Origin of the sequence: Phycicoccus sp. Soil803 (assembly GCF_001429685.1) — a bacterium.
In the GTDB taxonomy this organism is placed as follows: Bacteria; Actinomycetota; Actinomycetes; order Actinomycetales; family Dermatophilaceae; genus Pedococcus.
The window spans coordinates 62830-87340 of record NZ_LMST01000001.1; the positions used below are offsets into that span (position 1 = coordinate 62830).

The 24511-nt window shown below is 72.2% G+C and carries 25 protein-coding genes; 14 read left to right on the forward strand and 11 right to left on the reverse strand.

The window, feature by feature from the left end; all coding sequences use genetic code 11:
• The first annotated feature begins 22 nt into the window (after positions 1-22).
• From ASG95_RS00260 to ASG95_RS00285, 6 genes are all read left to right on the forward strand, one after another.
• Positions 23-1291, forward strand: coding sequence for an FAD-binding oxidoreductase (locus tag ASG95_RS00260; RefSeq protein ID WP_057376136.1), 1269 nt, complete (start codon positions 23-25; stop codon positions 1289-1291).
• 159 nt (positions 1292-1450) lie between these two features.
• Entirely contained in the window at positions 1451-1750 is a 300-nt protein-coding gene (locus tag ASG95_RS00265) for a metal-sensitive transcriptional regulator (protein WP_056921436.1), read from the forward strand.
• A 32-nt stretch (positions 1751-1782) separates the two neighbouring features.
• Positions 1783-2001: a heavy-metal-associated domain-containing protein gene (locus ASG95_RS00270; RefSeq protein WP_056921435.1), complete on the forward strand. Its 219-nt coding sequence runs from the start codon at positions 1783-1785 to the stop codon at positions 1999-2001.
• A complete protein-coding gene (locus ASG95_RS00275) occupies positions 1998-2969 on the forward strand; it encodes a hypothetical protein (RefSeq protein WP_057376137.1) in 972 nt (323 codons plus the stop codon). The genes ASG95_RS00270 and ASG95_RS00275 overlap by 4 nt, the downstream gene beginning before the upstream one ends.
• Positions 2959-5232: a cation-translocating P-type ATPase gene (locus tag ASG95_RS00280; protein ID WP_057376138.1), complete on the forward strand. Its 2274-nt coding sequence runs from the start codon at positions 2959-2961 to the stop codon at positions 5230-5232. The genes ASG95_RS00275 and ASG95_RS00280 overlap by 11 nt, the downstream gene beginning before the upstream one ends.
• Positions 5233-5252: 20 nt before the next feature.
• Positions 5253-5618: a hypothetical protein gene (locus ASG95_RS00285; protein ID WP_200961852.1), complete on the forward strand. Its 366-nt coding sequence runs from the start codon at positions 5253-5255 to the stop codon at positions 5616-5618.
• 83 nt (positions 5619-5701) lie between these two features.
• Here the strand turns inward: ASG95_RS00285 and ASG95_RS22285 are convergent, their stop codons facing one another.
• The 4 genes from ASG95_RS22285 to ASG95_RS00305 form a co-directional block, all read right to left on the reverse strand.
• The gene (locus ASG95_RS22285) at positions 5702-6682 is read right to left on the reverse strand and encodes a lysylphosphatidylglycerol synthase transmembrane domain-containing protein (RefSeq protein ID WP_057376139.1); all 981 of its coding nucleotides are present in this window, start codon (positions 6680-6682) and stop codon (positions 5702-5704) included.
• 234 nt (positions 6683-6916) lie between these two features.
• A complete protein-coding gene (locus ASG95_RS00295; RefSeq protein WP_056921431.1) occupies positions 6917-7267 on the reverse strand; it encodes a UBP-type zinc finger domain-containing protein in 351 nt (116 codons plus the stop codon).
• A 67-nt stretch (positions 7268-7334) separates the two neighbouring features.
• A complete protein-coding gene (locus ASG95_RS00300) occupies positions 7335-8261 on the reverse strand; it encodes a hypothetical protein (RefSeq protein ID WP_057376140.1) in 927 nt (308 codons plus the stop codon).
• Positions 8254-9174, reverse strand: coding sequence for an amidohydrolase family protein (locus ASG95_RS00305; protein WP_235543193.1), 921 nt, complete (start codon positions 9172-9174; stop codon positions 8254-8256). The genes ASG95_RS00300 and ASG95_RS00305 overlap by 8 nt, the downstream gene beginning before the upstream one ends.
• Before the next feature lie 267 nt (positions 9175-9441).
• On the opposite strand from ASG95_RS00305, the gene ASG95_RS00310 reads away from it, so the two are divergent.
• The 3 genes from ASG95_RS00310 to ASG95_RS00320 all read left to right on the forward strand — a co-directional run bounded on the left by ASG95_RS00310 (position 9442) and on the right by ASG95_RS00320 (position 13389).
• Positions 9442-9912 (forward strand): VOC family protein, encoded by a 471-nt coding sequence (locus ASG95_RS00310; protein WP_056921429.1) that lies wholly within the window; start codon positions 9442-9444, stop codon positions 9910-9912.
• Positions 9913-10074: 162 nt separating this feature from the next.
• Positions 10075-11562 carry a DHA2 family efflux MFS transporter permease subunit gene (locus tag ASG95_RS00315; RefSeq protein ID WP_056921428.1) on the forward strand — a complete coding sequence of 496 codons (1488 nt, stop codon included), beginning with the start codon at positions 10075-10077 and terminating at the stop codon, positions 11560-11562.
• Between the two features lie 225 nt (positions 11563-11787).
• Positions 11788-13389: a glycoside hydrolase family 13 protein gene (locus tag ASG95_RS00320; protein ID WP_057378643.1), complete on the forward strand. Its 1602-nt coding sequence runs from the start codon at positions 11788-11790 to the stop codon at positions 13387-13389.
• Positions 13390-13392: 3 nt separating this feature from the next.
• On the opposite strand, the gene ASG95_RS00325 is transcribed toward ASG95_RS00320, so the two are convergent.
• On the reverse strand, positions 13393-13818 hold the full coding sequence (locus ASG95_RS00325; protein ID WP_056921427.1) for a VOC family protein: 426 nt from the start codon (positions 13816-13818) through the stop codon (positions 13393-13395).
• 269 nt (positions 13819-14087) lie between these two features.
• Between ASG95_RS00325 and ASG95_RS00330 the strand changes: the two genes are divergently transcribed.
• Positions 14088-15350 carry a hypothetical protein gene (locus ASG95_RS00330; RefSeq protein WP_057376141.1) on the forward strand — a complete coding sequence of 421 codons (1263 nt, stop codon included), beginning with the start codon at positions 14088-14090 and terminating at the stop codon, positions 15348-15350.
• Positions 15351-15413: 63 nt separating this feature from the next.
• On the opposite strand, the gene ASG95_RS00335 is transcribed toward ASG95_RS00330, so the two are convergent.
• From ASG95_RS00335 to ASG95_RS00350, 4 genes are all read right to left on the reverse strand, one after another.
• Positions 15414-16430, reverse strand: a complete 1017-nt coding sequence (locus tag ASG95_RS00335) for a GTP pyrophosphokinase family protein (protein ID WP_304438258.1) — start codon at positions 16428-16430, stop codon at positions 15414-15416.
• 114 nt (positions 16431-16544) lie between these two features.
• Entirely contained in the window at positions 16545-17105 is a 561-nt protein-coding gene (locus tag ASG95_RS00340; protein WP_056921425.1) for a DinB family protein, read from the reverse strand.
• A 13-nt stretch (positions 17106-17118) separates the two neighbouring features.
• Positions 17119-18507 (reverse strand): NAD(P)/FAD-dependent oxidoreductase, encoded by a 1389-nt coding sequence (locus tag ASG95_RS00345; RefSeq protein ID WP_057376142.1) that lies wholly within the window; start codon positions 18505-18507, stop codon positions 17119-17121.
• A gap of 7 nt (positions 18508-18514) precedes the next feature.
• Complete coding sequence (locus tag ASG95_RS00350) at positions 18515-18766, reverse strand: hypothetical protein (RefSeq protein ID WP_157581659.1); 252 nt, start codon at positions 18764-18766, stop codon at positions 18515-18517.
• Between ASG95_RS00350 and ASG95_RS00355 the strand changes: the two genes are divergently transcribed.
• Positions 18744-19490, forward strand: a complete 747-nt coding sequence (locus ASG95_RS00355) for a hypothetical protein (RefSeq protein WP_157581660.1) — start codon at positions 18744-18746, stop codon at positions 19488-19490. The two genes, ASG95_RS00350 and ASG95_RS00355, sit on opposite strands and share 23 nt — an antisense overlap.
• A 10-nt stretch (positions 19491-19500) precedes the next feature.
• Positions 19501-20616 carry a DNA glycosylase AlkZ-like family protein gene (locus ASG95_RS00360; RefSeq protein WP_057376145.1) on the forward strand — a complete coding sequence of 372 codons (1116 nt, stop codon included), beginning with the start codon at positions 19501-19503 and terminating at the stop codon, positions 20614-20616.
• A gap of 7 nt (positions 20617-20623) precedes the next feature.
• On the opposite strand, the gene ASG95_RS00365 is transcribed toward ASG95_RS00360, so the two are convergent.
• Entirely contained in the window at positions 20624-21661 is a 1038-nt protein-coding gene (locus tag ASG95_RS00365; protein ID WP_057376146.1) for an acyl-CoA desaturase, read from the reverse strand.
• Positions 21662-21840: 179 nt separating this feature from the next.
• Between ASG95_RS00365 and ASG95_RS00370 the strand changes: the two genes are divergently transcribed.
• Complete coding sequence (locus ASG95_RS00370) at positions 21841-22566, forward strand: DUF429 domain-containing protein (RefSeq protein WP_057376147.1); 726 nt, start codon at positions 21841-21843, stop codon at positions 22564-22566.
• A gap of 13 nt (positions 22567-22579) precedes the next feature.
• Positions 22580-23281, forward strand: a complete 702-nt coding sequence (locus ASG95_RS00375; RefSeq protein WP_082592981.1) for a nucleoside/nucleotide kinase family protein — start codon at positions 22580-22582, stop codon at positions 23279-23281.
• Here ASG95_RS00375 and ASG95_RS00380 read toward each other — a convergent pair.
• A complete protein-coding gene (locus ASG95_RS00380) occupies positions 23278-24510 on the reverse strand; it encodes a glycoside hydrolase family 32 protein (RefSeq protein WP_057376148.1) in 1233 nt (410 codons plus the stop codon). The two genes, ASG95_RS00375 and ASG95_RS00380, sit on opposite strands and share 4 nt — an antisense overlap.
• Position 24511: the final 1 nt, after the last annotated feature.

Here is a 24511-nt window from a genome sequence, read left to right on the forward strand (position 1 = left end):
GCTGCGCTGTCACTCTCGATCTATGGCTCCCATCACTGCAGCAGGTCTCCCCGTCCCCCAGCGCGTCGCCGTCGTCGGCGCCGGCATGGTCGGTCTGTCGACCGCCTGGTTCCTCCAGGAGCACGGTGTGGAGGTGACCGTCCTCGACCGCGAGGGTGTCGCCGCGGGTTCGTCGTGGGGCAACGCCGGGTGGCTGACCCCCGGCATCGCGACGCCGCTGCCGGAGCCGGCCGTCCTGAAGTACGGGCTGCGCGCCGTGCTGTCGCCGAGCTCGCCGGTTTACGTGCCGCCGAGTGCCGACCCCAAGTTCCTCAAGTTCGTCACCGGGTTCACCAGGAACTCGACGATGAAGCAGTGGAAGAAGGCGATGGGCTCGCTCGTGCCGGTCAACGACCTGTCGCTCGAGAGCTTCGACCTCCTGCGTGACGGTGGCGTGCCGGCCGAGACCCGTGAGGCCAAGTCGTTCCTCGCGTCCTACCGCACCGAGGCCGAGCGGGTGACCCTGCTCGAGGAGATCGAGCACATCCACGCCGCCGGCCAGGACATCGAGTTCGACGCCCTCACCGGTGACCAGGCCCGCGCCATCGAGCCGAGCCTGTCCGACGAGATCGGCGCCGCGATCCTGCTCAAGGGCCAGCGCTTCATCGACCCGGGCACCTACGTGCACGCCCTCGCCGACTCGGTGCGGGCGCGCGGCGGCAAGATCATGGACGCCGCCACCGTCGCCGACATCCGCGACACCGGCACCGGCGTGGTCGTCACCACCGCGGAGGGCTCGGTCGAGGAGTTCGACGCCGCCGTCCTCGCGACCGGCGCCTGGCTCGGCAAGCTCGCGAGGCAGTTCGGCGTGAAGAACGTCGTGCAGGCCGGCCGCGGCTACTCCTTCTCGGTCGCCATCGACCACGTGCCCAACGGCCCGGTCTACTTCCCCGCCCAGCGCGTCGCCTGCACGCCGATCGGTGACCGCCTCCGCGTCGCCGGGATGATGGAGTTCCGCAAGCCCGAGGCCGCTCTCGACCAGCGCCGCATCCAGGCCATCGCCGAGGCCGCCCGCCCGCTGCTGCGCGGCGCCGACCTCGACAACCGCCAGGACGAGTGGGTCGGCTCGCGCCCCTGCACCGTCGACGGCCTGCCGCTGATCGGTGCCACGAAGTCGCCGCGCGTCTTCGCCGCCGGTGGCCACGGCATGTGGGGCATCACCCTCGGCCCGGTCACCGGTCGCCTCCTCGCCGAGACGATGGTCACCGGCAAGCAGGTCGAGCAGCTCAAGCCGTTCGACCCGATGCGCTGACGACCCTGCAAGGGGCCTCCGCGAGGAACCTTTGCTAGCAAGGACTGCTGGATGGCGGACAGGTTGGAACCTGTCCGCCATCCACTGTTGTTTGCTAGCAAAGGTTCCTGTGAGGGGGCAGGGGGTTGACTAGATACCATAGGGGGGTATGGTGTGCGTATGGCTGACACCGAGACGCACCACGGGTACCACGACCAGAAGGACAGCCACCTCAAGCGGCTGCGCCGGGTCGAGGGGCAGGTCCGCGGCCTCCAGCGGATGGTCGAGGAGGACAAGTACTGCATCGACATCCTCACCCAGGTGTCGGCCGCCACCAAGGCGCTGCAGTCGTTCTCGCTGGAGCTGCTGGAGGAGCACCTGGAGCACTGCGTGGTCGACGCCGCGCGCCGCGGCGGTCCCGAGGCCCAGGACAAGGTCCGCGAGGCCTCCGACGCGATCGCCCGGCTCGTCCGGTCCTGACCCGACCACCCTGACACCCAAGGAGCACCCCCATGAGCACCCAGAACTTCGACGTCGTCGGACTCACCTGCGGCCACTGCGCGAGCGCCGTCACCGAGGAGCTCAGCGCCCTCGACGGCGTGTCCGGCGTGACCGTCGACCTCGTCGCGGGCGGCACCTCGGCCGTCAGCGTCGAGACCTCACGCGAGCTCACCCCTGCTGAGGTCGCCGCGGCCCTCGACGAGGCGGGCGACTACAGCCTGGCGACGTGAACGCCGTCACCCGCGTCGCCGCCTTCGGCGCCGGGGTCGCCGTGGCGTTCGGAGCCGCCTTCGGCATCGGTCGCGTCGCCGACCTCGGTGTGCCGGGTGCCGACCGAGCCGCCGACCGCACCTCCGCGACCGGGGCACCGAACGCAGCCGGCCACGGCCACGGCGGGGCGGTCGCGACCAGCCCGGCTGCCGACCACGGTGCCGCCGCGAGCGGGGACGCCGCGGCCGAGGCGGTCCCGGGCGGCCTGCAGGTCGCGCAGGACGGCTACCGGCTGGTCCTCGACCACCCCATCGCCGAACCCGTCGACGACGGCGCGCTGAGCTTCCGCATCCTCGGTCCGGACAACCAGCCCCTGCGCAGCTACACGACGACGCACGACAAGGACCTGCACCTCATCCTGGCGCGGCGCGACCTGAGCGGCTTCGCCCACCTGCACCCGCGGCTCGACCACAACGGCACCTGGTCCGTGCCGACCAGCCTGGCGCCGGGCAGCTGGCGCGTCTTCGCCGACTTCGACCCCGCCGGTGCGGTCGGGCCGCTCACGCTGGGCGCCGATCTGCTGGTTTCCGGCCCCCTGATGCCCACTCCCCTGCCGGCCCCGTCGAGCACGGCAGTCGTCGATGGCTACACCGTCACGCTCGACGGCAGGCTGACCCCGGGACACGACTCCCGGCTCACGCTGTCGGTGAGCCGGGACGGCACCCCGGTGACCGACCTGCAGCCCTACCTCGCGGCATACGGGCACCTCGTGGCCCTGCGCCAGGGCGACCTGGCGTACCTGCACGTCCACCCGGACGGCGCCCCCGGCGACGGCCGCACGGAGCCGGGGCCGGCGATCGTGTTCCACGCCACCGCCCCGAGCGACGGCACGTACCGGCTGTACCTCGACTTCAAGCACGACGGCGTCGTGCGGACCGCCGAGTTCACCGTCACTGCTGGGCAGGAGGCGCCGGCTCATGGCCATTGACACCACCGCCGCGCCCGGGCCCGTCGAGGCGGACTCGGTCGAGCTCGTCATCGGGGGCATGACCTGCGCCTCCTGCGCGACGCGGATCGAGAAGAAGCTCAACAAGATCGAGGGCGTCACGGCCACCGTCAACTACGCCACCGAGAAGGCGAAGGTCAGCTTCCCGGCCACGGTCTCGACCGACGACCTCCTCGCGACGGTCGAGCGCACCGGCTACACGGCGTCCCTCCCGGTCGTCGCCCGCGCCGACGCGGCCGCCGGCCCCGGGGCCGAGGCCGACCCCACCGCCCTGCTCCGTCAGCGGCTGCTCGTCTCGGTGGCCCTCGCCGTGCCCGTCGTCGTGCTGGCGATGGTGCCGGCGTGGCAGTTCGACTACTGGCAGTGGGCCTCCCTCGTCCTGGCCGCGCCAGTGGTCGTGTGGGGTGGCTGGCCGTTCCACCGGGCCGCGTGGACCAGCCTGCGGCACGGGCAGACGACGATGGACACCCTCGTGTCGGTCGGCACGCTGGCGGCGTTCGGCTGGTCGCTCTACGCGCTGTTCCTCGGCACTGCTGGCGTCCCGGGGATGACCCACCCGTTCCGGTTCACGCTCGAACGCACCGACGGCGCCGGCAACATCTACCTCGAGGCAGCGGCCGGCGTCACCGCCTTCCTCCTGGCCGGGCGCTATGCCGAGGCCCGCGCCAAGCGCAGCTCCAGCGCGGCGTTGCGGGCGCTGCTCGAGCTCGGGGCCAAGGACGTCGCGGTGCTGCGCGGCGAGGGAGACGCCCGCGAGGAGCGGATCCCGGTGGAGCAGCTCGTCGTCGGCCAGCGGTTCGTCGTGCGCCCGGGCGAGAAGATCGCCACCGACGGGACCGTCGAGCACGGGACCTCGGCCGTCGACGCCACGATGGTGACGGGTGAGTCCGTGCCGGTCGAGGTCGGCCCCGGCGACTCTGTCGTCGGCGCCACCGTGAACGCCGGGGGCCGCCTGGTCGTCCGGGCCACGCGGGTCGGCGCCGACACCCAGCTCGCCCAGATGGCGACGCTCGTCGAGGACGCGCAGAACGGCAAGGCGCAGGTGCAGCGGCTCGCCGACCGCGTCTCGGGCGTCTTCGTGCCCGTCGTGATCCTCCTGGCGGCGGCCACCCTGGGCTTCTGGGTGGGCACCGGCGCCGGCTGGACCGCTGCCTTCACCGCCGCCGTCGCCGTGCTGATCATTGCCTGCCCGTGCGCCCTCGGGCTGGCGACGCCGACCGCCCTCATGGTCGGCACCGGCCGCGGCGCCCAGCTCGGCCTGCTGATCCGCGGGCCCGAGGTGCTCGAGTCCACCCGCCAGGTCGACACCGTGCTGCTCGACAAGACCGGCACCGTGACGACCGGTCGGATGTCACTCACCGACGTGGTGCCCGCCGACGGCGAGGACGCGGCCGACGTGCTCCGCCTGGCCGGTGCAATCGAAGACGCCTCCGAACACCCCGTCGCGCGCGCCGTCGCCGAAGCCGCCCTCGCGGCCGGCGCACTGCCCGGGGTCGAGGGGTTCGCCAACAGCGAGGGGCTCGGCGTCTCGGGGAGCGTGTCGGGGCACGCGGTCCTCGTGGGCCGGCCACGGATGCTCACCGAGCGCGCGGTGGCCGTCCCCGACGACCTCAGGTATGCCGTGGAGTCGGCCCACCAACGCGGCGCGACCGCCGTCGTGGTCGCGTGGGACGGGCTGGCCCGGGGCGTGCTCGTCGTGTCCGACACGGTGAAGGAGAGCTCGGCGGCCGCCGTGGCGCAGCTTCGTGCGCTGGGGCTGCACCCGATCCTCCTGACCGGGGACAACGAGGCCGCCGCGCGGTCGGTGGCTGACCAGGTCGGCATCGACGAGGTGGTCGCCGACGTGCTGCCGCAGGAGAAGGTCGAGGTCGTCCGACGCCTCCAGCAGCAGGGGCGCACGGTCGCGATGGTCGGCGACGGCGTCAACGACGCGGCCGCGCTGGCGCAGGCCGACCTCGGGCTGGCGATGGGCACCGGGAGCGACGTGGCGATCCAGGCCAGCGACCTCACCCTGGTCCGGGGCGACCTGCGCTCGGCCCCCGACGCGATCCGGCTGGCCCGTCGCACCCTCGGGATCATCCGCGGTAACCTGTTCTGGGCCTTCGCCTACAACGTCGCCGCGATCCCCCTGGCCGCGCTCGGCCTGCTCAGCCCGATGATCGCCGGTGCCGCCATGGCTCTCTCGTCGGTGTTCGTCGTCACGAACAGCCTCCGCCTGCGCGGGTTCACGTCCACCACCCCCTGAGCCGGTGCGAGGATCGGGGTGTGAGTGCCGACCTGCGAGCCCTGCTGCAGTCCTCGCTGCTGCCCGCGATGCGGGTGGGCGACAAGGACACCGTGTCCGTGGTGCGGGCCGCCCTCGCTGCGATCGCGAACGCCGAGGCCGTGCCGGTCGACGACGCCGCGCCGCTCACCGATGGCCCGATCGCCGGTGCGGCCGTCGGGCTGGGCGCCACGGAAGCCCCACGGCGAGAGCTGAGCCAGGACGAGGTCCGCCAGATCGTCGAGCGCGAACGGCAGGACCGGATCCACGCCGCGGAGGAGTCGGAGGCCGGCGGGCTCGGGGAGTATGCCGCGCGGCTGCGGACCCAGGCCGCCGTCCTCGCGGTCCTCCTCGAACGGACCGCCTGACTGGTCCCACCCGGGGGTCTTTGATGGCTTGACCACGCCCTGGTGGGGTCAAGCCATCAAAGACCCGAGCGTGCGGGGGTCCGTCAGGCGGCGAGGGCCAGGCTGCGGCGGCGGAGTGACCAGGCCAGCATCGACAGCCCGCCGACCGGGATCTCCATGCCGAAGATGAACGCGCGGTAGAGCAGGACGCCCGCGGCAGCGGTGGCCGGCTCGCCGTGGAACGCCACGAGCACCCCGGTCATCCCGAGCTCGACGATGCCGGTGGCCCCGGGTGTGATCGCCGCCATGGTCAGGATCCGCTCCACCGCGAAGGCCGCACCCACGATGGCGGGGTGCACGTCGGCGCCCACCACCCGCAGGCAGGCCCAGAGCAGCACGGCCTGCAGCGCGGCATACGCGAGCTTGCCGCCGACCATCCGCCCCCAGCCTGCGGCGACGAGCCCGGCGCTCTCTCGGCGGAACGACGCGGCGCGCTCGGCGTACCCCTCGTCGGCCTTGGGCAGGAAGTGGACGCGGGCCACGACGCGGTCGGCGACCCGGCCGAGCCACCGCACCGCGCGGTCGTCGCGGGCCACCAGCCAGACGGCGGCGATGCTTGCGGTGAGCAGGCCGAGCCCGACGTAGGCGGCGGTACTGACGCTGCTCGACACCTCGACCCCCGCGACGCCCAGCCAGACGAGCGCGAGCCCCGGCAGGACGAACTTGAGGAGGGTGTCGACGAGGTTGGTCAGGACGGCCCACCGCGCGAAGGCCGGGGACTCGAAGCCCCACGACCGCGCCATCCGCCAGTTCGCGACCGTGCCGGCGGCGCCACCGAGGGGCAGCAGGTTGGAGACGAACGAGCCGGTGAGGTTGAGCATCAGCGCCCTGCGGTGCGACAGCCCAGGGAGGGCTGCGGTGAGCGCGGGGGTCTGCACCCAGAGCCCGGCCAGCCAGAGGACGGTGAGGACCGCGAGCTGGCCGACGGTCAGGCCCTTGAGCGCGGTCGCGATGTCGGCCCACTCGGCGCCGGCCACCTTGGGCAGGGCCAGCGCGACGATGCCGGTCGCGAGCGCGCCCGTCACGAGCAGCTTGGCGGCCCCCCGCCCGCCGCGTCCTCCCCCAGGAGCGCGGCGGGNGCCGCAGTGGTGCGGTCAGTGCCGTGGGCGGGATCAGCTCGGTCTGGAGGGCCATGAGTCAACCGTCCCGGCTCAGGGCACCCCCGTACATGGGGGCAGATACCCAGATCGACCCTCGGTGTGACTAGTCACTCTCAGGGTCGACCCTGAGGCGAACGGGTGGCGCGGCTGTCCTCGCGACTAGTGGATGTGGCTCTGCCAGTCGGCCGGGACGCGCCCCGCCGGACCCGGGGTGGGCTGGTCCTCGGGATGGCTCTGCGGGTCGGCCAACCGTGGGCCGCGGAAGCCCCGCTCCCGGGCGAAGTCCCAGAACCAGTCCTCCCCCGGCTCGAAGCTGGCCATCACCGGGTGGCCGGTCTCCTCGAAGTGGTGGCTCGCGTGCTGACTTGGCGACGAGTCGCAGCACCCGATGTGTCCGCACTGCGCGCACCGACGCAGGTGGACCCACCACCCTTGCACCGCAAGGCATTCCACGCATCCGGTCCCGCTCGGCTCGACCTCCGGGTCGATTCCCACCTGCTCCTGCGCCATCTGGCCACCTCCGTCCGGCCAACGTACCCGCCCTCGCGGTCGGTCGCGTCCCGGCAGCCGTCGGCGGTCAGCCGTCCGACCGTGCCCGGTCGAGTGCCTCCTGCGCGGTATGCCGGGTGGCCTCGGCGGCCTTGCGCGCCCGGACCGCGTCGGTCACCGCCTCGAGCGCCCGCTCGTCGGCCTCGCGGGCCTTGGCCAGCTGGCGCTCGACGACCGCCAGCCGTTCGCGGGTCTCCTCCGCTCGCTCCCGGGCCCGGGTGACGTCGGACTCCGCTGCGGCGAGCTGCTTCTCGGCCTGCTCGAGCGCCGCGCGGAGCTGCTCCTCGTCGGCCTCGTCGCCCGCGTCGCCGGTGTCCTCGTCGGCCTCGTCGGCCTCGTCGCCGTCTGCCTCGTCGCCGCCGTCGGGTCGGTCGCCGCGGGCGGGCCTGCCACCTCCGCCTCCCGGCACGACGGAGAGGATCGCGCCCGACGTGGTGCGGACGACCGCCTCGGCGAGGTCCACCTCACCGAAACCGCTGTAGGACAACGTCCGCGCGAGCTGACCCGACGCCACGGCCGCCATCGCCTGCTCGTCGGCGAGGGCGGCGATCGCCGTCGCCCGCACGTCCTGCTGCGCCGCCGCACTGCAGGTGCGTCCCGCGTCGGCGACGAGCTGCACCGTCGTCCGCACGACCTCCTTGAGCAGCTGGTCACGCTCGGGGCGCAACGAGGTCAGGGTGTCGGTGTCGAGCCGGCCCTGGGCCGCGCGCATCCGGCCGCCCAGGTCGGCCAGGCCGTCCACGAGGTCCGGCGCCTCGCGGGCCAGGAGGTTGACCGCCCAGGCAGCGAGGCTGGGTTTGCGGAGGGTGCCGATCTCCTTGGCCACGGCGGGGTCGCCGTCCGCCTTCTCGGCGGCGACCAGGCGCTTGCGCTCGGCCATGAACTCCTCGGGCGGCACGGCATACAGACTGCGCAGGGCCGCGGCGAGGGCGCCGGCGTCGGGGACGTCAGGCATCGTCGACCTCCAACCCGAGGAGTCGGGCACCGTTGTGCCACAACACTTTCCGCATCCACTCGTCGCCAAGGCCGAGCCGGTGCAGAGCCTCGACCTGGTGGGCGTAAGGGTAGGGGATGTTGGGGAAGTCGGAGCCGAGGACGACCCGGTCGCCGAGGGCGCCGAGCCGTTCGACGTAGGACGGCGACAGCGGGGCGAACCGGTTGCTGAAGTCGGTGCCGGCCATCGTCGTGTCGAGGTGCACGCGCGGGAACTGCTCGACGAGGTCGGCGAACGCGTCGTACTCCCCCATGCCGAGGTGGGCCACCACCAACGTCAGCCGTGGGTGGCGGTCGAGGACTGCCGCGACGGCCTTCGGCCCGGTGTAGGCGCCCTCCTTCGGCGCCGACCCCGCGTGCAGGACGACCGGCACACCGGCCCGCTCCAGCGCGTCCCAGGCCGGGTCGAGCAGCGGGTCGTCCGGGCTGTAGCCACCGACCTGCACATGCATCTTGAACAGCCGCGCCCCCGACTCCAGCGAGCGCTGCACCTGCTCGCCCACGCCGGGCTCGGGGAAGAGCGTGGCGCAGTGCACCGCGCCGTCGACTCGGGTCGCGAAGTCGGCGCACCAGTCGTTGAGCCACTGCGCCATGCCGGCCTTGTGGGGGTAGGCGAGGGCGGGGATGGCACGGACCCCGAGCGCGCGCAGCGTCGCGATCCGGGTGGGCTCGTCGTCGCGGTAGTGGATCGGCCACGGCTGACCGTAGTGCTCCTGCGCCTGGTCGAAGTAGGCCCACACCTTCGCGAGCACCGGCTCGGGCAGGAAGTGCACGTGGATGTCGGCGAGTCCGGGCAGCCCCAGCGCGCGCCAGTATGCCGGGACGTCGGCGTCGGAGCGCGGTGCCGTGAGCAGCGACGGAGGTGACGGGGCCACGGTGGCGACGCTACGGCATACCCGGGCTCTGGCTCCGATCTCTGCCGGGACGCGGACGGACCGCCGAGCGTGTCCAGCCAGGGGCCGTCACCCTCTGACACCTCATACGTCTGACTGCCCAGAGGATCCGCAAGTGCCCCTCAGCGAGGAGTGTCGTCATGAGTGCGCATCCGAGGCGAAGCTGACCGCGCGATGAGTTCCGGGGCCGGTGGCGGTCTATCCCACACCAGTCATACCCGACCCACCCCCGACCCTGAGGAGCACGCCATGCCACGCCAGTACGTCTGTCTCTGGTTCGACCGCCAGGCGGAGGACGCCGCGACCTTCTACACCTCGGTCTTCCCGAACTCCTCCATCGGCACCGTCGCCCGCTACCCCGACGACAGCGGGGAGCGGGCTGGGGAGGTGCTGACCGTCGCGTTCGAGCTCGACGGGGTCCCCTACGTCGGGCTCAACGGCGGGCCCCAGTTCACCTTCGACGAGGCCATCTCGATCACCGTCGACTGCGCGGACCAGGCGGAGATCGACCACTACTGGGACGCGCTGACGGCAGACGGCGGCGAGGAGGGACCGTGCGGCTGGCTCAAGGACAAGTTCGGGTTGTCATGGCAGATCGTGCCGCAGGACTGGGACGCGATCTTCTCCACCGACCCCGACCGCGCGGCCCGCGTCTTCGCCGCGATGATGACGATGAAGAAGCTCGACATCGCCGCGCTCGAGGCGGCCGGCGACGCCTGACCCCCTCCCACCTGCAGCGATACATCACGCGGAGAAATCCACGTGTCGACTGTCGGTCAGCGGGTCTAGGCTTTTTCGTGCGTCACGCAACGGAGCGGGGGGCGCGACCACACGCTTGAACCATCTGCCTGTCAGCTCAGGCCAGTTCCGAGAGGACTCCCAGTGTCAGCACCTGCCACGACACCCGTGGAATACCCCGAGAAGATCGACGCTGCCGTCCTCAAGGTGGCCGGCGTCGTGGTCCTCGGAGCGATCATGTCGATCCTCGACATCACCGTCGTCAACGTCGCGCTGCGCACGTTCCAGACGGCCTTCGGTGGCGAGCCACTCGCCTACTCCAGCGTCGCGTGGACGGTGACCGGCTACACGCTCGCGCTCGCGACCGTGATCCCGCTGTCCGGCTGGGCGGCCGACCGGTTCGGCACCAAGCGCCTCTACATGCTGGCGATCCTGTTGTTCACCCTCGGCTCGGTCCTGTGCGCCGCGGCCACGTCCATCGGCATGCTGATCGGCTTCCGCGTCCTGCAGGGCCTGGGCGGCGGCATGCTCATGCCGCTCGGCATGACGATCATGACCCGTGCCGCCGGCCCCGCCCGGATGGGCCGCCTGATGGCCATCCTCGGCGTGCCGATGCTGCTCGGCCCGATCTTCGGCCCGATCCTCGGCGGTTGGCTGATCGACCACTTCAGCTGGCACTACATCTTCTTGATCAACGCGCCGATCGGGCTCATCGCGCTGATCTACGCCCAGTTCGCGCTGGCCAAGGACAACCCGCAGCCGTCCGAGTCGTTCGACTTCGTCGGCATGCTGATGATGAGCCCCGGGCTGGCGTTATTCCTCTACGGCGTCTCGTCGATCCCCGGCGAGGGCGGCATCGGCCACGCCAAGGTGCTCATCCCGGGCTTCGTCGGCCTGGCCCTGATGGTGACGTTCGTGCTCTACAGCTTCCGGCCCAAGCACCCCCTCCTCGACCTGCGCCTGTTCAAGAACCGCAACCTCACCGTCTCGGTCATCACCATGTTCATCTTCGCGGCGTCGTTCTTCGGTGGCCTGCTGCTCGTGCCGCAGTTCCTCCAGCAGGTCCAGGGTGAGACGCCGCTCAACGCGGGCTGGCTGGTCGCGCCCCAAGGCGTCGGCGCCATGCTCACCATGCCGATCGCGGGCACGTTGGTCGACAAGTTCCCGGTCGGGCGGATCGTGCCGTTCGGACTCGTCCTCATCATCGGCGGCATGTTCGCGCTGACCCAGATCGAGGCGGACTCCTCGCACTGGGGCTTCCTCATCCCGGTGCTGTTCGTGATGGGGCTCGGCATGGGCGGCACGATGATGCCGATCTTCACCACCGCCCTGAAGACGCTTACCCACCACGAAGTCGCCCGTGGGTCGACGCTGCTCAACATCACGCAGCAGATCGCGAGCTCGGTGGGGGTGGCGCTGTTCTCGGTCGTCCTCACGAACGCCCTCAAGGACAACCCACCGACCAGCCCGGCGCAGGCGCCGGTCGCGGCCGCGAGTGCGTTCGCGCACACTTACTGGTGGGCCGCCATCCTGGTGAGCCTCACCCTCATCCCCGCGTACTTCCTGCCCCGCAAGCGGGAGGCCTCGCACCTGCTCGACGAGCAAGGGGTGCCTCCGGTGGTGGTCCACTGACGGTGGATCTCCTGCGCCGGGTCCGCGACGACCTCGGCATCCCGCTCATCGGCGTCCGACCCACCGGGTCGGGCGCCGATGCGCGTGGTGCGCTGGTCACCGGTGCGGCCGCCCACAGGACCGCTCGGTCTCACCCTGTTGGAAGCCGCTGCAGGGCACTAGGTTCGGCGTGTGGCACTCGACGAGGAGGCGGGCACGCCAGAGGCTTGGTGGCGCTCCGCCGTGATGTACCAGGTGTACCCGCGCAGCTTCGCCGACGGGAACGGTGACGGAGAGGGCGACCTCCCGGGCCTGCGGGCCAAGCTCCCCTACCTCGCCGACCTCGGCGTGGACGGATTGTGGATCTCCCCGTGGTTCCCCTCGCCGATGGCGGACGGGGGCTACGACGTCAGCGACTTCCGCGGCATACACCCGATGTTCGGCACCCTGGACGACGCCGACGCGGTGCTGCGCGAGGCGCGGGATCTGGGCCTGCGGGTCATCATCGACCTGGTCCCCAACCACACGTCCGACCAGCACCCCTGGTTCCTCGAGGCGCTGGCCGCCGCACCGGGATCCCCCGAGCGGGCCCGCTACTTCTTCCGCGACGGGCGCGGCGACTCCGGTGAGGAGCCCCCGAACAACTGGATCAGCGCGTTCGGCGGGCCGGCCTGGTCACGGATCACCGAGCCCGACGGCTCACCGGGCCAGTGGTACCTCCACCTCTTCGCGCCCGAGCAGCCCGACCTCGACTGGAGCAACGAGGCGGTGCTGGACGACTTCGACGACGTGCTGCGGTTCTGGTTCGACCGCGGGGTCGACGGGCTGCGGATCGACGCGGCGCCGGCGATGTCGAAGAAGGCCGGCCTGCCCGACGCCGACTACGGCGGGGTGCTGCAGTTCCGGACCGTGGACTGGGACGACAACCCGCACTGGGACGTCGACACCGTGCACGACATCTTCCGGCGCTGGCGGGCGATCGCCGACACCTATGACGGCGACCGGGCCTTCGTCGCCGAGGCAGTGGTCAGCACGCCCGAACGGCTTGCCGCCTACCTGCGCCCCGACGAGATGCACACCGCCTTCAACTTCCCCTACCTCAAGGGACCCTGGGAGGCCGGGCCGTTGCGCGACGTCATCGATGCGACGCTGTCGTCGTTCGCACCGATCGCGGTACCGTCGACCTGGGTGCTGACCAGCCACGACGAGACCCGTCCGGTGACCCGCTACGGCCGCACGACGACGAGCTCGTACTTCATCTCCGACGGCGCCGGCGAGGTCTCCGACCTGGCCCTGGGCACCCGTCGCGCCCGGGCCGCGGCGATGCTCATGCTCGCGCTGCCCGGAGGCGCCTACGTCTACCAGGGCGAGGAGCTCGGCCTCCCGAACGTCGACGACCTGCCGGACGAGGTGCTCCAGGACCCGATGTTCCTGCGCAGCGGCGGCGAGATGCGCGGCCGGGACGGCTGCCGGGTGCCCCTGCCGTGGAGTGGGCAGGAACCGCCGTTCGGGTTCTCGCCCGAGGGCGTGACGCCGTGGCTGCCGCAGCCCGAGTCGTGGCGCGACCTCACGGTCGAGGCCCAGGAGGGCGACCCCACGTCGATGCTGACCCTCTACCGCGACGTGCTGCGACTGCGCCGCGAGACCCCCGGCCTGTATGCCGCCGGGCTGGCCTGGCGCGACTCCGCGCCGGACGTCCTCGACTTCGACCGCGACGACGCCTTGCGCTGCGTCGTCAACCTGTCCACGGAGCTCGTGGACGTGCCGGCCGACCGCGTGCTGCTGTCCAGCATCCCGCTCGAGGACGGTCAGCTGCCGCCCGACGCGACCGCCTGGCTCCGCCCCTGACCCTCAGCCGTCGGACTCGGGGCGGGCGCCCGCGATGTTGACCATCCAGCCGATCCCGAACTGGTCGGCGCACATGCCGAACTCGTCGCCCCACATCTGCTGCTCGAGCGGCACCTGGACCTGGCCGCCGTCGGAGAGCTTGTCCCAGTAGCCGTGCAGCTCGTCGGGGTCGTCGCCGGACAGGCTGACGGCGATGTTGCTGCCGGGGTTGTGGTCCATGCCCGGCGGGGTGTCGGCGGCCATGATCGTGTAGCCGCTCGGCGTCTCCAGCTGGCCGTGCATGATGCCGTCCGCGCCCGGCTGGCTGGGGTCGCCGTACTCGCCGAAGGTGCTGACGGTGAGGTCGCCACCGAAGACGCCCTGGTAGAACTCGAGCGCCGCGCGGGCGTTGTCCTTGAACTGGATGTAGGGGTTGAGGCGAGAGGCCATCGCGTGCTCCTGGGTCCGTCGTGGAGTGGATGACTCGCACGATAGACCCGGTCGGCGACGGCGTCAGGGGGTCAGGGCAGCCACCTGACGGCGCACCGGCTCTGACCGTCACGCCTCACCCCAATGGCCGAGGACAGGCTCGAGCGCGCGTGGACAATGAGAAACATGGCCACTGGGAGCCCGCCACCCACCAGCTGTCCCACCGGATGGCAACCGCAGGCACTCGCACCGGTCGTCGACGGGGCGAGCCGGATGGTTGGCGTGGGCCCATGACCGGCGACGTGCTGGCGGTGCGCGACTCCATGGTGGTGCAGACCAGCTTCCTCGCGCTGCGGCGCACGGTGGCGGCGGTGCAGGCCGACTGCGCGGAAGTCGCCGAGACGCTCGAGTCGCTGGAGGAGGCCCTGGCCATGGTCACCCAGGGTGGGGCCGGTGGCGGGACGCAGGCGATGAGCGGTTTCGGGCTGGTGGGGCTGCCGATCGCCGGGGCGGTGCGCGCGGTCAAGGGGCTGGCCAGCCAGTACGTCAAGCAGCAGACCGGGGTGCCGCTGAGCACCTGGGCCGCCTTCGTGACCTCGGCCTCCGGCGAGTTCCAGGCCTACCTGGCCGAGCTGGAGCGGATCAGTGACCTCGCGGAGAAGCAGCGGCAGTCGCCCGACGGAGCGGTCGACGCGACCCGGATCCGCAAGGACCTCAAGGTCCTGGCCGATGTGCGCTGGCGCACGGCGGCGTGGAAGACGGTCCTCGGCCGGGTGGCCCAGCTCGGGCAGGTCGTCGACGCGATCCTGCAGGTCGACGTGCACGCGGTCGAGGTCGAGACGGGCTCCGCGACCGGAGAGGCCGCGCCGCCCGAGGCCCCGGCCGGGCTGACCGGGCTGACCGGGCTGGGTGGCACCCTCCAGCGTCGGATCAAGGACGTGCAGCACCGCACCACCGACCGGTCCTCCGACCTGCGCGAGTGGGTGATGCGTCCGTTCCTCGACGTGCGCGACCGGGTGCGGCAGCTGCCGGCCCAGGTGGCCCGGCTCGCGCAGGAGGTGGGGCTGCTCGAGCTGTTCCTCGAGCTGGAGACGGCCGAGCTGAGCGGGCTGGCCGGACACCTCGCCGCCGACGAGACGCGGATCGTCCGGCTGCGGGTGGCCGCCTCGGTGCTGCTCCCCGAGCTGGTCCACGACCTGGCGCAGGCCCGCTCGACGGTGGCCGATCTCGAGGCCTACCAGCGCCGGCTCGACGCCGGGCGCGACCAGGGCACCGTCGGGCCGGTGGCCCACGCACGACTCTCGACCGAGTACGCCGCGGAGCTCTCGACCGCCCGCGCGCGGCTGGCCGACCTCGAGGCCCAGCAGGAGGTGTGGCGGCGCGACGGGCCGCAGATCCTGCAGGCGTGCGAGGACTGGACCACCGTCGAGCTCGACGTGCTCGCCGCCCGCCGGGTCGCCGAGCAGGCCGACAAGGCGGCCGACCGGCGCGCATTGCTGGAGCGGGAGCGCGGCCGTCTGGAGGAGGCCCGCACCCTGCTCGCGGCGCTTTAGCCCACCTCGGGTCGGTGCCGTTCCTTCCGGACCTCCGGAAGGAACGCTTCCAACAGGGGGGACTCAGACCGCGCGGAGCTTGTCGAGCCTGGCCCGCAGGGCGGCCTCCCGGTGCCCGTTGCCGTGCAGTGCGAGGTAGCGCGAGCCGTAGACCGCGAGCAGCGCGTCGTCGAGGCGGCGCACCGCACCGGCAGGGTAGCGGTAGCCCATCCGCGCGTTGATGCCCTCGAGGTCGATCGACGACAGCAGCCCGCCGAGCTCGTCGAGCGAGGTGATGCCCAGCTCGAGCAGCAGCCCGGAGATCCACGCGTAGTGGTCGGTGCGCGACCAGCCGGCGTCCTGGAACTGCCCGGCGAGGAAGGTCGCGAGGTCGGAGGCGCTGATCCGCGGATCGTCCTCGTCGATGGTGAGCCGCTGCCCACCCATGGTCGCCTGGAGCGTGTCGCGGATCTCGGAGAACTCCCGGTCGGCCAGCTCGAGCAAACCCGCCGCCAGGGTGAACCGCCGGTCGAGGTCGGGCACGTGCTCCTCGGGGATGGTCCCCTTGTAGCGCACGTCGTGCTCGAACTCGGCCCACGCGTGCTGCAGGATCGTGCGCACCTGCACCGAGGCGCTGCGCCCCTTCAGGGTCTCGTATGCCGCGGGCACGCCCTTGACGGGGTCGACCGCCACGAGCAGGTGGCGGCTGGAGTAGCCGAACCGGCCCTGCCGGGCCGTCTCGCGACCCATGTCGCGGTCGTCGAGGACGCTGAACTGGTCGGAGAGCAGACCGGCCACCGCGTCGACGTCGCCGTGGAGGTAGGTCACGACGCGCACGCCGAGCTGGTCGGTGATCTCGGTCAGCGGGTCGGAGTAGACCGGCTCGCCGTCGAGGGTGCGGGACGCCTTGGCCGCGAACGAGGCCACCGACTTGGTGCGACCGGTGACGCTGACGTAGTTGATGCCGGCGTCGTCGAGCAGCGAGGTGACGAGCGCGACGAACTGTTCGGTGGGCACGCGCAGGTCTGGCTGCATCGCGGCATACCGCTGCACCGCGTCGTGCACGGTGGTCGGTTCGGGTGCTGCGGGCTCGGTGCTCACGCTGCACAGGCTATGGCTTCCGGGCGGTCTGCGAGATCCGCCCCTGACCAGTGCCTGCCGCCGGTTCGAGGTAAACCCGCCGGAGATTCCGGGCGCGTTTACATCGAACCGGGGCTACTGGCCGGTGCGGCCGTCGATGCGCTCGCGGATCAGGTCGGCGTGACCGCAGTGCCGGGCGTACTCCTCGATCATGTGGACCAGCAGCTCGCGCAACGTGATCGGCCCACGGGTCGCGTGGGTGCTGAGCAGCTCGAGGGACTCTGCGCGCTCGACGAACTCCACGGCATACGCCACCTCACGGCGCCACGCCGCCCAGGCCTCGGCGACGACGGCCTCGTCAGCCACCGCCTGGTCGAAGTCGGCATCGCGGTCGTCGTCCTTGCCCCAAAGCCGGGGGACGTCCTCGTTCGCCATCGTGATCCGGAACCAGGTCTGCTCGACCGCAGCGAGGTGGCGCAGGAGCCCCAGCAGCGACATCGTCGACGGCTCCACCGAGCGGCGGGCCAGCTGCTCGGCGTCGAGACCTTCGCACTTCATCTCGAAGGTGAGCCGGAAGTGCCGGAGGTAATCGAGGAGGACGCTGCGCTCGTCGGTCGCGGAGGAGGTCGCCGTCTCGCGAGGGTCCTCCTCGGGGTCGACCCACAGGTCCGGGTACTTCTGCGCCTTGGAAGCCATGGGCTCGATCCTGTCAGGCGCGGCTGCGGGCGGCGGCCTTCGCCCGGTCGAACCCACGGCGCAGCTCGCGGCGCAGGTCCCACAGGTAGTGGTCGAAGTCGACCTCCATGGTGTGCCGCACCGAGGAGTAGAACTGCCGCTTGTTGCGCTCGTGGTCGGCCCGCATCTGCCGACGGATCTCGCTGTCCGGCGGTGGCGCGTAGCGGCCGATGAGGAGCTGGGCGACCCACTCCCCCTGCGCCTGCGCCAGCGGCATGACGGCGCCGACCGGCTGCACCAACCCGATGAAGAAGAGCCCGGGCAGGTCGGGGTGGATGGTCCGCTTCCACAGCGGCAGGTCGTTGTCCTTGGCCGAGACCAGCGCGGGGTCGAGGAACGGGAAGCTCACCTGGTAGCCGGTCGCCCAGACGATCAGGTCGGCCGGCACCCGGCTGCCGTCGGCGAAGACGACGTGGTCGCCGTCCAGCCGCTCGATCGCCGGGCGCGGGACGACCCGGCCGGCCCGGAGGGCGTCGCGGATCCCCTCGGACTGCACCGGATGGGACTGACCGGGCTTGTGGTGGGGCTGCGGCAGGCCGAGCTTCGCGACGTTGCCGGACAGCAGCGCCCCGATCCGCAGCCGCAGCGCCGTGGCCCACCAGGGCAGCCACCCGGGCAGCGCGACCTGGTCGGCGGGACGCCCGAGGGCGAACTTGCGCAGCACCCACTGTCCCCGGCGCTGCGAGAGGTTGGCCGACCGGGCCACCGTGCCGGCCTCGACGGCGATGTCGAGCGCCGAGTTGCCCGACCCCACGACGACGACGTCCCGACCGGCCAGCTGGGCACCCGAGCGGTAGTCGTGCGCGTGGATCTGCTCGCCGTCGAACCCGCCGGGGTAGGGCGGGTTGGGCCAGCGCGGGTCCCAGTGGTGGCCGTTCGCGACGAGGACGGCGTCGTACTCCCGCACGTGGTCACCGTCGGGGCCCGTGGTGGAGACCAGCCAGCTGTCGCCGGCGCCGCGCGCGACGTCGGTCACGGTGGTGTGGAACGTGATCTGGTCCCGGAACCCGAAGTGGTCGACGTAGGCGTTGAAGTAGGCGGCGACCTGGTCGTGGCGTGCGTAGGGCGGGTAGTCGGCGGGCATCGGGAAGTCGGAGAAGGCCATCCGCGGGCCGGACGTGTTGATCTCCAACGTCTCGTAGCAGGCGGACAGCCCGTTCGGGTTGTCGTAGACCCAGTTGCCGCCGATGACGCTGCCGCGCTCGAAGCAGTCGAAGGGGACTCGTGCGGTGTAGAGCGCCTTCGCCGCCGCGAGGCCGGAGGAGCCGGCGCCGATGACGCACGCCCGGGGCAGCCGCGGGTCGGGCGGAATCGGCCCTCGCACGGGTCGAGCCCGATGGCTCTGCTTCACGAGGTAGGGCACGGCGCGATTATCTCCGAGACGCGGGCGGACGCGAGCGCGGGTTACCCTCGGTGACCATGCGGCATACCGTCTGGTTGGCAGCAGCCTGTCTCGCGCTCAGCGCGTGCGCAGGCGCGACCCAGACCCCCCGGGCCGCGAGCCCGACGCCCGCGGCCCCGCCGGCGACCAGCACCACCGCCGCGCCGACCACGGCGACGACCACCCCGAGCCGCACGAGGACGACCACGGTGAAGCCGGTGAAGCCCAAGCCCTCGAGCACACCGTCCGCCCCCAAGCCGTCGGCCGCTAAGCCGCGCACCAGCCTCAAGGGCGACACCAACGACGCCTTCGCCTTCGCGCCGCTGAGCAACCCCGGCAACGTCACGGTCGAGGGCTCGGTCTCGAGCTACAAGGCCTGGTCGACGTCGAAGGTGCTGGTCGTCGCAGCCTTCCTCGACACGGCCTGCGACGGCGACCCGGCCAAGGCCAGCGCCCAGCAGAAGCGCTGGGTCACGGCCGCCCTCACCGCCTCCGACATGAATGCCGTCATCGCCCTGCGCGAGGACATCCCCGGCAGCCCGGGCGCCGCCATCACGAAGGTGCTGCGGTCGATCGGCGACACCCGCACGGTCGCCCCCGACGCGTCGCAGGGCGGGATGCAGTGGACCATCCGTGAGCAGGTGCGGTTCATGGCCGCGCTCAGCTCGGGACGGGTGGTGTCCAAGGCAGCGAGCGCCTACATCCTGTCGTCGATGCGACCGATCGCAGCACACCGCTGGGGGCTGGGCACGATCGGCGCCGGACCGTTCAAGGGCGGCTGGCTGCGCAGCGACACCGTCACCCGGCAGATGGGCATCGTCGACGGGTATGCCGTGGCGATCATCACCGACGCGGTCGGCCCCGCGGTGCGCCAGACCGACGGCGACTCGGCCCACGTGGAGCAGATGAACTACCTCGCGAAGGTGCTGGACCGCCGGCTCGCCCTCGAGTCCGGCCGCGGCTGACGGGGTCGACGTGAGCGAGCACCGGCTGTCGCGGGCCGACGCCCGGCGGATCGCGGTGCGGGCGCAGCTGCTCGACGAGCCCCGGCCCACGGACCTGCTCAACGTGGTGCGTCGGCTGGGGGCGGTGCAGGTCGACCTCACGGCGGCCGTCGCGCCCAGCGCCGACCTGGTCTGCTGGAGCCGGCTGGGTGGCGGCTACGCGCTCGGCGACCTCGACGACCTGTTCCAGGAGCGGGTCGTCGTGGAGCTGCGGGGGTTCCTGCGCCCGGCCGAGGACATCGCGCTCTACCGAGCCGAGATGGCGCAGTGGCCGGGGCCGGAGCCGCTGCGCGACTGGCAGATGGACGTCGCCGAGTGGGTGTCGGCCAACGACGAGTGCCGCCTCGACATCCTCGACCAGCTCGAGGCGGAGGCGCCCCTCTCGGCGCGACGGCTGCCCGACTCGTGTGTCGTCCCGTGGCGCTCGACGGGGTGGACCAACAACAAGAACACCCAGCGGATGCTCGACTTCATGGAAGCCCGCGGGGAGGTCGCCGTCGCGAGCCGTGAGGGACGTGAGCGGCAGTGGGACCTGGCCGCGCGGATCTACCCCGACGACGCCCTGGTGCCTGCCGTCCCGGCCGTGGAGGCGTCGGTCGAACGGGGACGCCGCAGGCTCTCCGCGCTCGGGATCGCGCGGGCCAAGGCGGTCGAGGTCTCCGCCGAGCCGAACGACGTCGGGTCGGTGGGGGAGGCCGCGGTCGTCGAGGGGCTGCGCGGGCAGTGGCGGGTCGACCCGGCCCAGCTCGACCACCTCGGCGAGCCGTTCCGCGGTCGCACGGCGCTGCTGTCGCCCCTGGACCGGTTGGTCTTCGACCGCAAGCGGATGACCGAGCTGTTCGGCTACGACTACCAGCTGGAGATGTACAAGCCGGTCGACAAGCGCCGCTGGGGCTACTGGGCGATGCCGATCCTGCACGGCGACCACCTCGTCGGGAAGCTCGACGCCAGCGCCGACCTCGCGGCCGGGGTGCTGCGCGTCGCCGCAGTGCACGAGGACGCGCCGTTCAGCTCCGCCGTCCGCCAGGCCGTCGACCGGGAGGTCGAGGACCTCGCCGCCTGGCTCGGTCTCAGCGTCGCCCGCTGAGGGCCGGTCACCCACCCGCGCGCAGCGGGGCCCCGACGGCGTGCAGGTGACGCAACACCTCGGCATACGAGGCACGCGCGGTGGCCTCGACGTAGGGCACGTCGTGGCGTTCGCAGACGGAGTGGACGATGCGCTGCGCCTTCGGGAGGTTCGCGCGCGGCATGCTCGGGAAGAGGTGGTGCTCGATCTGGTAGTTGAGCCCGCCGAGCGCCCAGTCAACGAACGGCCCGCCATGGATGTTGCGTGAGGTCAGCACCTGCCGCAGGAACGGGTCGGCCTCGTCGGCGCGCGACAGGACCGGCATGCCCTTGTGGTTGGGCGCGAACGAGACCCCGAGGTAGAGGCCGCGCAGGCCCTGGTGCACCGCCATGAAGACGAGCCCTTGGAGCCACGACATCGTGGTGACGACCACGACGAGGTATGCCGCGGTGTGGGCTCCGATGAGCGCGACCTCGGCCGGGCGGTGCTGCAGACCGGGGCGGGCCAGCGACCGGATGCCGGCGATGTAGAGGTTCACGGCTTCGAAGGTGAGCATCGGGAAGAACAGCCAGGCCTGGTGGCGGGTCACCAGGGCAGCCAGGCCACGGCGTTCGCGGGCCTGGCTGATGTCGAAGATCAGCACCCCAGCACGGACGTCGGGGTCGGTCTCGAGGTCGTTCGGGTGGGCGTGGTGGGCGTTGTGCTTGTCCACCCACCAGCCGTAGCTTAGGCCGCTGAGCAGGTTCGCGTGCACGAGGCCGAGCAGCGCGGCCGTCCTGGCCCGCCGCGAGACCTGGCGGTGCGCGATGTCGTGCCCCAGGAAGCCGATCTGCACCGACACGACTGCCAGGACCACCGCCCACGCCACCAGCCACCACGAGTGGTGCCAGACGACCATGGCGGCCAGGACGGCCAACAGCCCGAGGGTGTTGACGGCGAAGTGGACGAAGTAGGGGCCGAGTCGACGGTCCATCAGCCCGGCGGCGCGCACGGCGCTCACGACCTCGGGGTAGAGCGGGCGCGGCGCGAGCGGCGCAGGGTCGACGATGCGGGGAAGGGTGCTCATCCCGGACTCCTGGGGGTGGTTTCACGCCACCGGGTCCAGGGCAGCCTTCGGCTTCGACTCTACTCGCGATCCCGGCTGGCGGCGGGGGTGACGAGTCGCCGATCCGCCGCCGCGCAGCGGTGTCTGGCACTGTTTCACCCCTGGCAGGTTTCACCCACGGCGACGGAAGGTGGTGGGCAGTGGCGGACGAGGCGTCTGAGCTGGCGGCCCGGGTGGCTGAGCAGGCGGCCGCCCTGGCGGAGCTGCTCGCCGCTGCCGGCGTGGCTGACCGGGCCCGGGTCGACGAGACCTACTCGGCCCTCGCGACCACGCTGGAGCGGCTCGGCGCCGCTCTCCGCGCTTCCGGTGACGACGGTCCGCGGCCGTCCCCGCCGGTCGACGTGATCGTGCCGGTGCTCGGCGTGGACGCGTGCCCGGCGGGCTGGGTCGGCGCCATCCTCGAGCCGGGCGCGCCCCGCCCGCGGATCGCGGTCGCGTCGACCATCGCCGACCTCGTCGAGACGGTGCGCCAGTCGCTCGACCTCGCGGCCGTGGCCATCGCGTGGGACGACGCCGACAGCCTGCCTCGTGACCAGGTGGACGAGGTGGACGCGTGGGTCCGCGGCCGGCCCACCGTCACCGTCATCGAGGCGCACCCCGAGCTCAGCTTCGCGGTCATGGCCGGGGCACCGATCGTGGCCGGCAAGAAGACCGACGAGGGCCGCGTCGCAAGGCTCGCCGCGCTGGCCGCCGCAGGGCTCCCCTCACCATCGGTGCTCAACGGCAGTGGGTATGCCGCGGACGACGTCCTCGACGCCTGCGCGGCTGCGTGGACGGCGGCTCGTCGCATGAACGGTGACGCCCACCCGCTGCCCGATCCGCCGCAGACCTTCGCGGACGGCATACCCGCCGCGATCTGGGTGTGATGGCATGGGGGACATGACTTCTGGAGCCGGCGACGACGGCAGCCTCGGCGAGTTCGCGGTGCTGGGCGAGCGGGCTCGCGGCCTGGTGGCGCGCGCGGCACTGGGCCGCGGCGGTCGCGCGGTCCTGGGGATCACCGGGGCGCCTGGTGCGGGGAAGACCACGCTGGTCGAACGGCTCCTGGCCGAGCTCGCGGAGCACCCGCCGGAGGGCGCGGGTGCGGACTGGGTGGCCCACGTGCCGATGGACGGGTTCCATCTCGCCGACGCCCAGCTCGACCGGCTCGGGCTGCGGGACCGCAAGGGTGCGCCGGAGACGTTCGACGCCGCCGGGTATGCCGCGATGCTGGAGCGGGTGCGGACCGACACCTCGGAGACCGTCTACGCGCCAGGCTTCGAGCGTGACCTCGAGCAGCCGATCGCCGCAGCCCTGGCCGTGCCCCCGTCGGCCCGGCTGGTGATCACCGAGGGCAACTACCTGCTGCTGGACGAGCCGGCGTGGCACCGGGTGCGGGAGGCGATGGACGAGGTCTGGTTCTGCGACCTCGACGATCCGACCCGACTCGAACGGTTGGTGGCGCGGCACGTGGAGTTCGGGAAGGAGCCCGACGCCGCCGCCCTCTGGGTGGACCGCGTCGACCAGGCGAACGCCGCGCTGGTCGCGGCAACCCGAGCTCGCGCCGACCTCGTGGTGACGACGCCGGCCCGCCTGGCCTAGTCGACCCAGCGGAGGTCGGCCCCCTGCGCACGGTCGTCCCACCACGTCGCGCCGGGGAGGGCATGGGCGAAGGCACCGCCCGAGGTCAGGACCTCGATGCACGGTCCGTCGACCAGCACCTGCACCCCTCGGGGTGAGGCGACGATGGCGACCCCTTCGGTGCCCGCGACCACGACCACCGCGCCGTCCACGTAGGACACCGACAGCAGGTCCTGGCCGTGCGAGGTGAGCCGGACGGGGCCGTCGGTCAGGTCGGCCGGCTCGGCAACCGCTGCGTTGGCCCCGTTGCGTCGCTCCCGGCCCTGGGAGGTCAGCTCCGGGTGCAGCCGCAGCACCAACGCGTCGTCGATGAGCTCGAGGCGGTGCACCACGCTGAGCGCGCCGGCCCGTCCGGCTGACTGGTCGAGCAGCCCGCGGATCCAGAAGACGAGGCAGGGCTGTCCCTGGGCATCCATGAAGGAAGCTGGTGCGTAGTAGCCGTGTCCGTAGGTGAGCCGTTGCCAACGCTCCGGGGTGAAGGTCGGACCCTCGGCCGAACCGCGGGCTGCGGCGACGTGGTGGAGCGCGTCGTCGGCCCAGACCGAGACGACCAGCGCATCCGCGCCGCCGACCGTGACCAGCTGCGGACACTCCCACAGGGTGCCGGTCCACAGGGGGTCGCTGTCGGTCGTGGGACGCGACGCCGCCACTCCCTCATAGGTCCACTCCACCAGGTCCGGCGAGGAGAACGAGGTCGCCGCCGCCTCGGTGCCGCCGATGGAGGTGCCCACGAGCATCCGCCACACCGGTCCGTCGCGGTAGACGAAGGGGTCTCGGAACGCGGTGACGTCGACGTGCGGCGGGGCCGTCACGACGACGTCTCCCTTCACCCAGGAGCCAGGGGACAGGTCCGGGCTGTCCGCCCAGCGCACCCGGCCCATCGGCAGGTCGTCGGCGGAGATCGCCGTGTAGAAGATCCGGTAGCCGTCGTGGCGCCGGACCATCGACCCGGACCAGACGCCGTCGTCGCCCTCGCCGGGGGCGAGCGCCACGCCGCGGTGCTCCCAGTGCACGAGGTCGTCCGACACCGCGTGACCCCAGTGGCAGTGCGGCCGCCACTCGAGCGAGTCAGGCACGTACTGGAAGAACAGGTGGTAGCGCTCGCCGTCCCAGGTCGGGGCGAGGGGGTCGTTCACCCAGCCACGGTCCGCGGTGAGGTGCAGCGCGGGCCGACCGTCGTCGGCCGCCATC

Bases quoted from the DNA above. Each gene is read 5' to 3' on its own strand.
- ASG95_RS00260 (WP_057376136.1), top strand. From the start codon at position 23: ATGGCTCCCATCACTGCAGCAGGTCTCCCCGTCCCCCAGCGCGTCGCC.
- ASG95_RS00265 (WP_056921436.1), top strand. From the start codon at position 1,451: ATGGCTGACACCGAGACGCACCACGGGTACCACGACCAGAAGGACAGC.
- ASG95_RS00270 (WP_056921435.1), top strand. From the start codon at position 1,783: ATGAGCACCCAGAACTTCGACGTCGTCGGACTCACCTGCGGCCACTGC.
- ASG95_RS00280 (WP_057376138.1), top strand. From the start codon at position 2,959: ATGGCCATTGACACCACCGCCGCGCCCGGGCCCGTCGAGGCGGACTCG.
- ASG95_RS00295 (WP_056921431.1), bottom strand. From the start codon at position 7,267: ATGGCGCAGGAGCAGGTGGGAATCGACCCGGAGGTCGAGCCGAGCGGG.
- ASG95_RS00300 (WP_057376140.1), bottom strand. From the start codon at position 8,261: ATGCCTGACGTCCCCGACGCCGGCGCCCTCGCCGCGGCCCTGCGCAGT.
- ASG95_RS00310 (WP_056921429.1), top strand. From the start codon at position 9,442: ATGCCACGCCAGTACGTCTGTCTCTGGTTCGACCGCCAGGCGGAGGAC.
- ASG95_RS00320 (WP_057378643.1), top strand. From the start codon at position 11,788: ATGTACCAGGTGTACCCGCGCAGCTTCGCCGACGGGAACGGTGACGGA.
- ASG95_RS00325 (WP_056921427.1), bottom strand. From the start codon at position 13,818: ATGGCCTCTCGCCTCAACCCCTACATCCAGTTCAAGGACAACGCCCGC.
- ASG95_RS00330 (WP_057376141.1), top strand. From the start codon at position 14,088: ATGACCGGCGACGTGCTGGCGGTGCGCGACTCCATGGTGGTGCAGACC.
- ASG95_RS00340 (WP_056921425.1), bottom strand. From the start codon at position 17,105: ATGGCTTCCAAGGCGCAGAAGTACCCGGACCTGTGGGTCGACCCCGAG.
- ASG95_RS00365 (WP_057376146.1), bottom strand. From the start codon at position 21,661: ATGAGCACCCTTCCCCGCATCGTCGACCCTGCGCCGCTCGCGCCGCGC.
- ASG95_RS00375 (WP_082592981.1), top strand. From the start codon at position 22,580: ATGACTTCTGGAGCCGGCGACGACGGCAGCCTCGGCGAGTTCGCGGTG.
- ASG95_RS00380 (WP_057376148.1), bottom strand. From the start codon at position 24,510: ATGGCGGCCGACGACGGTCGGCCCGCGCTGCACCTCACCGCGGACCGT.